The sequence below is a fragment of the Pseudomonas sp. NPDC088429 genome (assembly GCF_044753305.1).
GTDB lineage: Bacteria > Pseudomonadota > Gammaproteobacteria > Pseudomonadales > Pseudomonadaceae > Aquipseudomonas > Aquipseudomonas rustica.
This window is the reverse complement of the sequence record NZ_JBIVMX010000009.1, coordinates 38,888-51,644: the sequence shown is the minus strand read 5'-3', so window position 1 is coordinate 51,644 and position 12,757 is coordinate 38,888. Positions and strand designations below refer to the sequence as shown.

Annotated in this window: 7 protein-coding genes and 1 pseudogene; 3 read left to right on the top strand and 5 right to left on the bottom strand. The window is 59.4% G+C overall.

Going from position 1 to position 12,757, the window contains the following annotated elements; translation table 11 throughout:
• Window positions 1-3: 3 nt before the first annotated feature.
• The 3 genes from ACIP66_RS07845 to ACIP66_RS07835 all read right to left on the bottom strand — a co-directional run bounded on the left by ACIP66_RS07845 (window position 4) and on the right by ACIP66_RS07835 (window position 4,503).
• The gene (locus ACIP66_RS07845) at window positions 4-1,674 is read right to left on the bottom strand and encodes an ATP-binding protein (protein ID WP_400646846.1); all 1,671 of its coding nucleotides are present in this window, start codon (window positions 1,672-1,674) and stop codon (window positions 4-6) included.
• Window positions 1,671-3,173, bottom strand: a complete 1,503-nt coding sequence (locus ACIP66_RS07840; protein WP_400646843.1) for an ATPase domain-containing protein — start codon at window positions 3,171-3,173, stop codon at window positions 1,671-1,673. The genes ACIP66_RS07845 and ACIP66_RS07840 overlap by 4 nt, the downstream gene beginning before the upstream one ends.
• Window positions 3,174-3,447: 274 nt before the next feature.
• A complete protein-coding gene (locus tag ACIP66_RS07835) occupies window positions 3,448-4,503 on the bottom strand; it encodes a tetratricopeptide repeat protein (protein WP_212549450.1) in 1,056 nt (351 codons plus the stop codon).
• A gap of 173 nt (window positions 4,504-4,676) precedes the next feature.
• On the opposite strand from ACIP66_RS07835, the pseudogene ACIP66_RS07830 reads away from it, so the two are divergent.
• The 3 genes and pseudogenes from ACIP66_RS07830 to ACIP66_RS07820 all read left to right on the top strand — a co-directional run bounded on the left by ACIP66_RS07830 (window position 4,677) and on the right by ACIP66_RS07820 (window position 7,954).
• Window positions 4,677-6,812 (top strand): annotated as a pseudogene (locus ACIP66_RS07830) (FUSC family protein).
• Window positions 6,802-7,002: a DUF1656 domain-containing protein gene (locus tag ACIP66_RS07825; RefSeq protein ID WP_053119922.1), complete on the top strand. Its 201-nt coding sequence runs from the start codon at window positions 6,802-6,804 to the stop codon at window positions 7,000-7,002. The pseudogene ACIP66_RS07830 and the gene ACIP66_RS07825 overlap by 11 nt, the downstream one beginning before the upstream one ends.
• 4 nt (window positions 7,003-7,006) lie before the next feature.
• Window positions 7,007-7,954, top strand: a complete 948-nt coding sequence (locus ACIP66_RS07820) for a biotin/lipoyl-binding protein (RefSeq protein ID WP_400646840.1) — start codon at window positions 7,007-7,009, stop codon at window positions 7,952-7,954.
• Window positions 7,955-8,151: 197 nt separating this feature from the next.
• On the opposite strand, the gene ACIP66_RS07815 is transcribed toward ACIP66_RS07820, so the two are convergent.
• Together ACIP66_RS07815 and ACIP66_RS07810 are read right to left on the bottom strand one after the other, a co-directional pair.
• Window positions 8,152-9,573 (bottom strand): efflux transporter outer membrane subunit, encoded by a 1,422-nt coding sequence (locus ACIP66_RS07815; protein ID WP_212549452.1) that lies wholly within the window; start codon window positions 9,571-9,573, stop codon window positions 8,152-8,154.
• Window positions 9,570-12,749, bottom strand: a complete 3,180-nt coding sequence (locus ACIP66_RS07810; protein WP_400646836.1) for an efflux RND transporter permease subunit — start codon at window positions 12,747-12,749, stop codon at window positions 9,570-9,572. The genes ACIP66_RS07815 and ACIP66_RS07810 overlap by 4 nt, the downstream gene beginning before the upstream one ends.
• Window positions 12,750-12,757: the final 8 nt, after the last annotated feature.

Below are 12,757 nucleotides of genomic sequence, written 5' to 3'. Positions count from 1 at the left end.
ACGTCACTGTCTTATCATCTCCCTGACCTTCGCCGTCAGAAGGTCAAAGGTGAACGGCTTGGTGATCATCTGCATTCCCGGATCGAGGAACCCGCCGCGCACGGCCGCGTGTTCGGCATATCCAGTGATAAACAGCACCTTCAACCCCGGCCGATATTGACGACCAATCTCAGCCAACTGCCGACCATTCATGCCGGGCAGGCCAACATCGCTGATCAGAAGATCAATACGCTGCGCCGAATTCAGAATCGGCACTGCACCGTCGGCATCCCCGGCCTCGACGAAGGCATAACCCAGCTCGCTCAAAACCGCGCTGACCAGCACGCGAACGGCGGGGTCATCTTCGACGATCAGCACCGTTTCACCGTTGATTGCATCCGGCGCTTGCTGGATATCGGTGTCGGGTTGCTCAAGTTCTTCGCCACGGAAGCGCGGCAGATACAGTCTGACGGTGGTGCCTTGATCGATTTCACTGTCGATCGAAACATGCCCGCGTGACTGTTTGCTGAAGCCGTAAATCATCGACAGACCGAGCCCGGTGCCCTGGCCGATTGGTTTGGTGGTGAAGAACGGATCGAACGCGCGATTGATCACGCTTTGCGGCATGCCGCTGCCATTGTCGGTGACGCTGAGCATCACGTAATCGCCGGGCTCAAGGTTGCTGTAGGCCTCGGTGAATTCGCGATGCAGCACCTGATTGCTGGTTTCGACGATCAATTTGCCACCCTCGGGCATGGCGTCGCGGGCGTTGATCACCAGATTGAGCAGGGCGCTTTCCAGTTGATTCGGATCGGCCTCGGCGACCCACAATTTGTCGTTCAGGCGCATGTCCAGCTGGATGCTCTCGTTGAGACTGCGTTGCAGCAGCTCGCCCATCGACAGCACAAGGGTATTCATCTGTACGGCTTTGGAATCAAGCGATTGCCGACGAGAGAACGCCAGCAGCCGATGGGTCAGGCCAGCGGCGCGGTTGGCAGAGGTCACGCCCAGATCAATCAGGCTGTCGAGATCATCCAGGCGCCCACGCGCAAGTCGCCGGCGCAGCAACTCAAGGCTACCGATGATCCCGGTGAGCATATTGTTGAAGTCGTGGGCGATGCCGCCCGTGAGCTGGCCGACCGCTTCCATTTTTTGCGACTGGCGCAACGCTTCTTCGTTGTGGCGAAGTTGCGCGGTGCGTTCCTCGACCTGTTGTTCGAGGGTTTCCAGTGTCGATTGCAGACGCCGTTCGCTTTCACTCAGATCGATCAAGCGGTCGCGGGCTTCATATTGTCGTCGTCGACCGCGCAGGGCGGCGGAGACCATACTGACCAACGTGGCCGGGTGGAAAGGGCGCTCAAGGAATGACACGTTGCCCAGCAGGCTGCTCAGTTGCGACGAGGGGCCTTGTTCCTGTCCGCCGTGATGAGTGAGCAGCACGATCGGTAGATCCGACCAGGCCGGTTGTTGCTCCAGATGCTGGAACAACACCTCCAGCTCCGGGCCACGCAACGCTTCCGCGGCAATCAACAACAACCCGGCGCCGGGCTCCAGTTGCGAACACAGTTCGCCGAGATCCGGGGTGATCAGCCCTTCAAAACCTGCCTCATTAAGGATCATCAGCGCAATTTGGCTGTCGCGACCCACGGGCGCCAGAATCAGCGCCCGTTCGGCCAGCGGCGTAGTCACCGTCACAAGCTATCTTCCTGCAGCAGCGGTTTGCTCGCGCCGAGGTAAGTCGGTACGCCACGAAGCACACCCTGGAAGGCTTCCAGCGGTTCACCAATGGTCATGCCTTGCGTGGAAATGCGGTATTCGCGAATGGTCGATTCGTGGCTGCCGGTGCGTTTCTTGATGATGGAAATCGCCCGCCGGACTTTGCCGAGGGCTTCGAAGTAACGCAACAGAATCACCGTGTCGGCCAGGTAAGTGATGTCGACCGGCGCTTGCATATCGCCGACCAGACCATGTTGGGCGACGGTCATAAACGTCGCCGCGCCTTTGCGGTTAAGGTACAGCAGCAACTCGTGCATGTGCAGCACCAGGGCATTTTCTTCCGGCATCGCGGCTTGATAACCGTTGATGCTGTCGATCACCACGGTCTTGATTTCGCCTTCATCGACGCAGCGTCGCACGCGGTGGGAAAACTCGCCCGGCGACAGTTCGGCGGCGTCTACCTGTTCGATCAATAGATTGCCGGTCGCTTGCAGGGCCTTGAGGTCGATGCCGATATTTCTCATGCGCTCGAACAGCAAACCCAGTTCTTCATCGAAAATGAACAACGCAGCTTTCTCGCCACGCGTCACTGCCGCAGCGGCAAAGATCATCGAGATAAGCGATTTACCGGTACCGGCCGGGCCGAGAATCAGTGTGCTGGAACCGGTTTCGATGCCACCGCCGAGCAGGGCGTCCAGTTCTTTGATGCCGCTGGTGAGCTGCAGGCGTGCATATTCTCCACGGTGTTCGGCGGCGACCAGCCTTGGGAATACGTGAACGCCGTCACCCATGATGGTGAAGTCGTGGAAGCCTCCGCGATACTTCTGACCGCGGTATTTGACCACCCGCACGCGGCGGCGCTCGGCGCCATAATTTGGGGTCAGTTCTTCCAGACGAATCACGCCGTGGGCCACGCTGTGCACGGTTTTGTCGAGGGACTCGGTGGTCAAGTCGTCGAGCAACAGTACGGTAGCGTTGTAGCGCACGAAGTAATGTTTGATTGCCAGAATCTGCCGGCGATAGCGCAAAGAGCTTTGCGCCAGCAGACGGATCTCCGACAGGCTATCGAGCACGACGCGGGTCGGTTTGAAGCGTTCGACCGCTTCGAAAATCTGCTTGGTTGCTTCGCCCAACTCCAAATCGGAGGAGTACAGCAAGCTCTGCTGATGCTCGGCATTGAGCAGGCTTTCCGGTGGCGTCAGCTCAAAAATCTTGATGTTCTCATCCAGCTCCCAGCCGTGGGAGAGCGCACCCTGGCGCAATTCATTCTCGGTTTCCGACAGCGTGATGTACAACGAGCGTTCGCCGGCTTTCGCGCCGGCCATTAGAAAATGCAAAGCGACCGTGGTTTTACCGGTTCCGGGTTCTCCTTCCAGCAGGAAAACATGCCCGCGCGATAAGCCACCGGCCAGGATGTCATCCAGGCCCACAATGCCGGTGGCGGCTTTTGCACTGATCAACTCGTTAGATGTAGACAAAAAATGCCCTCTCATGACTAGGGGAAGCGAGGCAGCTGACTCGATTGAGCTGCCTGATTACTTGACCTTGGGCCGTGATGGCAGTTCCGCTCTTTCTTCTTGAAAGTTTACGGCGAACACAAAAAGCTGAGGCAGGATTTTGTGGCGAGGGGATTTATCCCCGTTGGCGTGCGCAGCAGGCCCTGCTTTTGGTGAAGAGGGGCCGCTGCGCGACCCAACGGGGATAAATCCCCTCGTCACAGGCAGTGGTGAATTCGGTCAGGGTGCTTGAGGTTTAGAGGCCCTGTTGCAAAGCAGGATCATCCGGATTGAGTTGTTCCAGCTGAGCCAGCAAAACCTGCACGTTCTGTAATTGACCGCTTTCTTTCCAGTAATTGATCAGCAACACCCGCGCCTTGCGGTCGGCAGGATGGCGCTGAACGATTTCCTGCAACTGATTCTGCGCGGCTTCCAGTTCTTCGGCGCTGTGCAGGGTGGTCGCGAGGTCGTAGCGATAATCCTTGTTGTCGGGTTCAAGTTCGACGGCTTTGGATAAGCCGAGCAAAGCAAATTCGAGCTGATCATGGTGCAGCAGCCATAGGCCGAGAGCATGTTGCAGATACGCCGAATCGGGCTGGGCTTTGAGCTGCTGCGCAAGCAATTGTCGGGCAGCGTCGCTCTGGCCCTGACGGTCGAGCACATCAATCTGCATGACCAGCGCCGGCAAGTTACCCGGCTCCAGGCGCAAAGTGTTTTCCAGCGCGTCCTGCGCTTGCTTGAGTTCGGCATTGTGCAAGTGCAGGCGCGCCAGTTGCGCGTAGGTCGCAGCGCTCGGCGGTTGCTCCTTGAGGACTTGCTCCCAGCCGTCGATCGCTTGCTCCAGCGGCGCGAAGTACAACCCCAGCTCATCCGGGGTCAAACCGAGCAGGGCATTGATCGCGGCAAAGCGAACGGTTTGATCCTCGTCCTCCAGCAGCGGCCCGAGCAATAGGCTGCGCTGGCCGCCGGGTACCAGGCCCACGACACTTTTGATCGCCGCCAGGCGAACATCGGCCGCTTCGCTCTGCAAATCAGCATCGGCCAGTTTCAATGCCTGCGGGCTTGGATAATTGGGCAATTCCGCATGCAGCCACACGCGGCGTTTCACCGACAGATCAGGACGCCCCAATTGCTGATACAACTGCCGCGCCGCCCCCGGCTGACCGGCACGCGCCGCCGACAAAGCTTCGCTGTAGCCATGCTTGATGGCTTCGGGGACAACCGGAGTGGTGCTGCGCAGTGACAACCAGGCGACGATCACAATCAATGCGAGGCCAAGGCTGATGAGCAGATAGCGGCGGGACTGGGGCATGCAGGTATCCGGAAACGTGCTGACTTGAGCAGAGCGGCAAGCTTCGGTCAGCTCGGCGCGGGAGTCAAACCTTGTCCTTGTGAAACGTCCTACAACACGCGTCGAATGCATTACTCGTCCGGCTTGCGATGCAGTGTCTACGCTTGCAGGAGTTGCTTTTAATGAGTGTGCCCATGCAAGCCCTGTTCAATTATTTCAAAGCGGTGATCCACCCCGGTCAGGCTGTGCTGCTGTTTGGACTGCGCACCATCGCCGCCGGGTTGCTGACGTTGTATCTGGCGTTTTTGTTCGATCTTGACCAGCCGAAGTGGTCAATCATGGCGGTGGTGATTGTCAGCTAGCCGCTGGCGGGGATGGCACTGGCACGCAGTTTTGGCCAGGTGATCGGCACCACGCTGGGTGCAACGGTGGCAGTGCTGATCATGGCGATTTTCCCTCAGGCACCGCTGCCATTCATTACAACGCTCGCGTTGTGGTTGGCACTGTGTACGGCGGGCGGCACTTTGTTGCGCTACACCAGTTCGCAGGCATTCGTGCTCAGCGGGTATACAGCGGTGGTGGTGGCGTTGTTGGCGATTCCCGAACCGGACGGGACGTTTCTGCTGGCCGTCACCCGCGTCACTGAAACGTTATTGGCGGTAGCCTGCGTCTGTGTGGTCAGCCTGCTGACGGCGAGGCCAGAAGCGGTGGCCAAGGGTTATTTCGCCAAGGTTGATCAAGTGATCAAACTGGTCGCAGGCCATGCCGCAGCCGTGATTCGCACGGAAGAAAGCGAAGCCGATTTTCAGCGTCGGCAAATGCAGGTGCTCGCTGAAATCAGTGCGCTGGAAGGCCTGCGCCGGCATTTGTACTTCGATGCACCGCGCCTGCGCAGCGCTAACAATCTGGTGCTGTTACTGGGCAATCAACTGATGTTGCTAACGTCGCGGCTGACCGCACTGCGTCACCAGCGGCAATTGCTCACCGAGCGTTGGGAAGGTGATCTACCGCTGGATATCCAGCGATTACGCGCCGATGAACTGGCGTTTCTCGATCAATTGGCGCAGCAGGGCCGTGCCATGCCTGAGGAGGCCCGGCACCACTTCGTCACGCTGCAGCAACAGTTCGATGCAATGGCCTACAAGGCCGAGCAATTGACCGAGGACATGAGCGCCACTCTGCGTTCACTGGCGTGGGCGCTGCGCTGGGAGCAAGCGCGGTTGATGCAACAACTGGAGCAAATTCTTGAACTCAGCGATGCGATCCAGGAAGGGCGTGAGGCCAGTTGCATGTTTCGCGGTCAGCAGAGCCCGCTGCATCTGGATTTCACCCTGGCCTCGATGAACGCAATTCGAGCGTTTACCGCTTTGCTGGTCTCCGGGCTGATCTGGATCGAAACGGCGTGGGACGGCGCTCGCGGCGGGATGATTCTGGTCGGCATCCTGTGTTCACTGATGGCGACGTTCCCGCGACCGCTGATGGCTGCGCAGAGTTATGCGCGTGGCTTGGGCGTGGCGTTGCTGGTGTCGGCGCTCTATCAATTCATGATCGTGCCAGCGATCAGCAACTTCGAAATGCTGGCGTTGGTGCTCGCGCCATTGCTCTATGTGATCGCGGTGGGGTTATCCAGTCCGGCCACGGCGGGCATCGCGATGGGGTTGGGTTTGTCGAGTTTTCTGATGCTTGGCCCGCAGAACGCTGGTACCGGGCAGAACAGCGCAATTCAATGGTTTGAGTTCGCCGGCGCTTACGTCAGCGCGGCGATGCTGGCGCTGATTGTCTACGCGTGGATTTTCCCGTTCCGTCCGGCGTGGCGCCTGCGTCGCCTCTATAACGAAGCACGCGAGCAGGTCTATCAACTGACCAAGCTGCCGGCCACCGATGAACAGCAATTCGCTTTCGAAAGCCGCATGGTCGATCGCCTGACCAGCATGCAGGGTCTGTTGCCGGCGGTGAATGACCGAGCGATGCCGCAACTCTACGAAGTGACGCTGGCGTGTCTGGCGTTGGGGGTGGCGATGCAGCAGCTACGGCTGCAAGCACAGAACAACACGCTGGTGACGCCTGCGTTCAGCCAGCATTTGTCTTCAGCGTTGCGCCACACCGGGCGGTTTGTCGCCGCGCGTGATGATGTGCAACTGGCGCCATTGCTGGAACGACTTCGCGCATTGGGCGATGAGCTGGACGAATTGCACGTCGCCAGTCACGAACATCTAGGCTCGGTGTTCCGTATGCGTGTGGCGTTGCTGATCGTTGTGTCATTCCTGCAACGTCATGGCGAATATCTGCAAGCAGGAACCGTTGAAGGAGAACCGATCCTTGCCCATTGATTTCGAAGTTGGCGGCGTCTACCTGCCGCCCATTGCCCAGGCGCTGTTACTGGCCATTCCGATATTCCTGCTGCTGGATTGGGTGCTGCGTCGTCTGGGCGTGTTGCGCCTGGTTTGGCACGAGGCCCTGTTCGAAGGCGCGTTGTACGCCTGCGTCTGTGCCACGTTGATTTTGTTGATGGGAGCCTGAACCCTTGAAAATGTTGTTGGCAAGACTGATGACCGTGGCGGTGGTGATATTGGCGATCGTTCTCGGCTGGTTCGCTTGGGAGTATTACACCCGCGCGCCGTGGACACGGGATGCCCGGGTGAGGGCGGATGTGGTGACATTGTCGGCCGATGTGTCCGGGCGCATCGTCAGTCTGGCGGTGCAGGACAACCAGCACGTTGAAAAAGGCCAATTACTGATGGAGATTGACCCGGCACGCTACAAACTGGCGGTGGAACATGCGCGACGTGAGGTCGAGGTGTCCAAAGCCACGCTGGGCCAATCGAAAGCCTCGATTGTTGCCAGTGAGGCGCTGCTCAAACAGCGTCAAAGCGAAGAACGTCGGCGGCGCACGTTGAAACAGGGTTTTGCCATTTCCGGTGAGGAGTGGGAGAAGTCCAGCACCGACGTCGCGGTGGCCCAGGCCGACCTGTTGCGCAATCAGGCCAATCTCGGGCTGGCCGAGGCCAATGTGCAATTGGCGATTGCTGCACTGAGCCAAGCGGAACTGGATTTGCAGCGCACCCGCGTTGAATCCCCGGTCAGCGGTTTCGTCACCAATCTACTGACCCGCCAGGGTGATTACGCCGTGGCCGGTGGCGCGCTGTTGGCGCTGGTCGACAGTGATTCTTTCTACATCAGCGGTTATTTCGAAGAAACCAAACTGCCGAGGATCGAAGAGGGCGATCGGGTCAAAGTGCAGCTGATGAGTGGCGAAACCTTCGGCGGCACGGTGCAGAGCATCGCCTACGCCATTGCCGACCGCGAAAACGCCCCGGGCAGTCGACTACTGGCCAACATCAATCCGAGTTACACCTGGGTGAAACTGGCGCAACGGGTGCCGGTGCGGATCGAGATTGACGCGGATTACGCTGGCAAGAACCGCTTGCGAGCAGGCACCACCGCCACCGTAACCATCCTGGAATCACACTAACCCCTGTAGGAGCTGCCGAAGGCTGCGATCTTTTGATCTTGCCCATCCAAAAGCAACCTCAAAAGATCGCAGCCTTCGGCAGCTCCTACATGAAGTCGGGTCATTCGGCAGGCACAAAAAAGCCCCGCGACCGAATGATACGCGGGGCAAAAAATTTGGTTGGTTGCGGCCAACCAAAGGAGCTCTTTAACAATCGATTACTTGCTGGCAACAGTCTCCGGTTGCCAGCCACCGCCGAGGGCTTTGTAGATCGCGACAATGCCGCGATACAGATCGACTTCGGCCTGCGCCTGGGTGTCTTCAGCGTTCAGTCGTTCACGTTGCGCGTCGAGCAGCACGAGGAAGTCGGTAGTGCCTTCGCGATAGCGGATCTCGGCGAGGTCAGCAGCCTTGCGGCTCGACTCACTCTGACGAATCAGCGAGATCAGCCGTTGCTGACGTTTGCCGTAATCGCTGAAGGCATTTTCCGATTCTTCCAGGGCCAGCAGCACTTGCTGCTCGTAAGTCGCCAGTGCGCCTTCGGCTTCGGCATCGGCGCCGCGCAAACGCGCTCGCACGCTGCCAAGGTCGAACGCAGCCCAGGTGATGCTCGGGCCGAGTGCCCAGGCGTTGGCCGCCGAGGAACCGATTTGCGAACCACGCCCGGCCGTCCAGCCAAGGAAACCGCTGAGGCTGACCCGTGGGAACAGATCGGCTTTCGCCACGCCGATGCGCGCTGTGGCCGAAGCCAGGTTGCGTTCTGCGCTGAGAATGTCCGGGCGACGTTGCAGCAGTTCACCCGGATCGCCAATCGGCAGGGCCTTGGCAATCGCCGGCAAGTCTTTTGGGCTGAGGTCGACGGTCAGCTTGTCCGGACGCTCACCCAGCAGGGTGGCGATGCGGTTTTTCTGCCGAACCTGTTCGGCCTGCAATTGCGGCACGCTGGCTTCTACCGAAGCCAGACGCGCATCGGCACGTTCGACGTCGAGCTGATCACCAACGCCGGCATCACGCAGGCTGATGGTGATCTTGCGCGACTCCTGCTGGTTGTTCAGGTTGGCCACGGCGATCTTTTCCCGCAACTGAGCGCCGCGCAGTTGACCGTAAGCGTCGACCAGTTCGGCAATCATGGTGACTTGCAGTTGGTACAGATCGGCTTTGGCGGCCTCTTGATCGGCGTCGCTGGCTTCCAGATTGCGCTGGATGCGCCCGAACAGATCGAGCTCCCAGGCCATGTCCAGACCGAGGTCATAGCGTTCGCTGTTGACCCGATCGTTGGTCTGGCCGGGGATTTGCCCCTTGGCCAGATCACTGCTGACGCGGCTGGTGATGGTCGGCATTGCATCGTTGCTGGCGTCGTCGCGGATTGCCCGAGCGGCTTTCCAGCGGGCGAACGCCACGCGCAGTTCACGGTTGCCTTGCAGCGATTGGGTCACCAACTGGTTGAGGGTCGGATCGTCGAATTGCTGCCACCAGATGCCTTCGAATTTCGAACGGTCAAAGTTCTTTTGCCCGGCGGCGCCGTCGGTGACGGCCGTGATGTTGGCCGCCTCCGTGGCTGGGGTCTTGTAGTCGGGGCCGACGGCGCAGGCGCTGAGGGCCAGCACCAGCAGGCTCGGCAGGAAGACTTTCAGACTCATTGTTGCGCCTCCAGTTTGAGGGCCTTGGCCGCTTTGCGGGCTTCACCGCGTTCGACAAAGTTACGGATCAGTACGTAGAACACTGGCGTCAGCAACAGACCGAAGAAGGTCACCCCAAGCATCCCGGAGAACACCGCCACGCCCATGGCATGACGCATCTCGGCACCGGCACCGCTGGAGAACACCAGTGGCACTACACCCATGATGAACGCGAAGGAGGTCATCAGGATCGGCCGCAGACGCAGACGGCAAGCTTCCAGTACTGCGGCGAGCGGGTTGAGGCCTTCTTCCTGTTTATCCTTGGCGAACTCGACGATCAGAATCGCGTTCTTACACGCCAGTCCGACCAGTACGATCAAACCGATCTGGGTGAAGATGTTGTTGTCACCGCCCGAGATGATCACGCCGGTGATGGCCGACAGCAGGGTCATCGGTACGATCAGGATCACCGCCAGCGGCAGGCTCCAGCTTTCGTATTGAGCGGCGAGTACGAGGAACGCCAGCAATACGCAGAGCGGGAACACGAACAGCGCGGTGTTGCCAGACAGAATCTGCTGGTAGGTCAGGTCGGTCCACTCGTAGGTCATGCCGTTCGGAAGTTCTTCCTTGAGCAGTTTCTCGATGGCTTTTTCGGCCTGGCCGGAGCTGTAGCCTGGGGCTGCGGCACCGTTGATTTCAGCGGTGATGAAGCCGTTGTAGTGCATCACGCGATCCGGACCCGAGGTGTCGCTGACCTTGATGAAAGTCGCCAGCGGGATCATTTCGCCTTTGTTGTTACGCACTTTCAGCTGACCGATCTGATCGGATTCGAGGCGGAACTGCTGTTCGGCCTGAACGTTGACCTGATAGGTGCGCCCGAAGCGGTTGAAGTCGTTGGCATACAGCGAACCCAGGTAAATCTGCAGGGTGTCGAAGATGTCGCTGACGGCCACGCCGTGGGTCTTGGCTTTTTCACGGTCGATGGCGGCATCGACCTGCGGCACGTTCACGGTGTAGCTGGTGAACAGGCCTGCCAGTTCCGGCACGTTGTGGCTCTTGTTGATGATGTTCATGGTTTCTTTGTACAGCTCGTCGTAGCCCAGGTTGCCCCGGTCTTCGATTTGCAGACGGAAACCACCAATGGTGCCCAGACCTTGTACCGGCGGTGGCGGGAAGATCGCCATGTACGCCTCTTGAATGTTGGCGAACTGGCCGTTCAAGGCACCGGCGATCGCACCGGCGGACATGCTCGCGTCTTTACGTTCGTCGAACGGCTTCAGGGTCACGAAGACGATGCCGGCGTTCGGACTGTTGGTGAAACCGTTGATCGACAGGCCCGGGAACGCTACAGCGCTTTCCACGCCTGGCTGTTTCAGCGCGAGGTCGGACATGCGTTTGATCACGTCTTCGGTGCGATCCAGGCTCGAAGCGTCCGGCAGTTGCGCGAAAGCGACGAGGTATTGCTTGTCCTGGCCGGGTACGAAACCGGTCGGGGTGCTGGAGAAACCGAAGAAGGTCAACACCATCAGGCCTGCGTACAGCAGAAGGGCGATGCCGCTGCTGCGGATAACCCGGCCCACCGTGCCGACGTAGCCATGGCTGGCCCGGTCAAAGAAGCGGTTGAACGGACGGAACAGCCAGCCACCGAAGATCTTGTCGAGCACTTTCGAGAAGCGGTCTTTCGGTGCGTCGTGGCTTTTCAGCAACACCGCGGCCAGCGCTGGCGACAGGGTCAGCGAGTTGAACGCCGAGATCACGGTCGAGATGGCAATGGTCAGTGCGAACTGTTTGTAGAACTGCCCGGTAAGGCCGGAGATAAACGCCGCCGGAATGAATACCGCACACAGCACCAGCGCCGTGGCAATGATCGGGCCGGTCACTTCACGCATCGCCCGTTTGGTCGCTTCGACCGGCGTCAGGCCGAGTCCGATGTTCCGCTCGACGTTCTCCACCACCACGATGGCGTCGTCGACCACGATACCGATGGCCAGTACCAGACCGAACAGCGACAGCGCATTCAGCGAGAAGCCAAACAGGTGCATCACCGCAAACGTACCGATCAACGATACCGGCACCGCCACCAACGGAATGATCGAGGCGCGCCAGGTTTGCAGGAACAGAATCACCACCAGAACCACGAGGATCAGTGCTTCGAAGAGGGTGTGAACCACCGCTTCGATCGAGCCGCGCACGAAGATCGTCGGGTCATAAACGATGCTGTAATCCATGCCTTGCGGGAAGCTTTTCTTCAGCTCGTCCATCTTGCCGCGAACTTCGTTCGAGATGTCGATGGCGTTGGAACCAGGGCGCTGGAAGATCGGGATCGCCACAGCCGGCTGGTTGTTCAGCAGGGAACGCAGGGCGTATTGGCTGGAACCCAGTTCGACGCGAGCGATGTCTTTGAGGCGCGTGATTTCACCATTGTCGCCAGCGCGAATGATGATGTTCTCGAACTCTTCCTCAGTGACCAGACGGCCCTGAGTGTTGACCGACAGCTGGAAGCTCTGGGCATTCGGGGCAGGGGGCGCGCCCAATTGACCGGCAGCCACTTGACGGTTCTGTTCACGAATCGCGGTAACCACATCGGTCGCGGTCAGATTGCGTGAAGCGGTTTTGTTCGGATCGAGCCAGACCCGCAACGAGTAGTCGCCCATACCGAACAGTTGTACGTCACCGACACCGTTCAGACGCGCCAGCACATCCTTGATATTGAGGATCGCGTAGTTCGACAGATAAAGCATGTCGTAGCGTTTGTCCGGCGAGGTCAAGTGCACAACCATGGTCAGGTCGGGCGAGGCCTTGTCGACGGTGATACCGATGCGTGTCACTTCCTCGGGAAGTTTCGGCTCGGTACGGGTCACCCGGTTTTGCACCTGCACCTGCGCGTTGTCGAGGTCAGTGCCCAGGGCGAAGGTGATGGTCAGGGTGATCTTGCCGTCGGCGGTCGACTGCGAGGACATGTACAGCATGTTCTCGACGCCGGTGATGGCTTGCTCCAGCGGAGCGGCCACGGTTTCACCGATGACTTTGGGGTTGGCGCCCGGGAAGTTCGCACGCACCACCACGGTCGGTGGCACGACTTCCGGGTATTCGCTGATCGGCAGCTGGAACAGCGAGATCGCACCGGCGATCAGGATCAGCAGCGACAGCACCGCTGCGAAGATCGGCCGTGAAATGAAGAATTGGGAAAAATTCATCGGAGTTG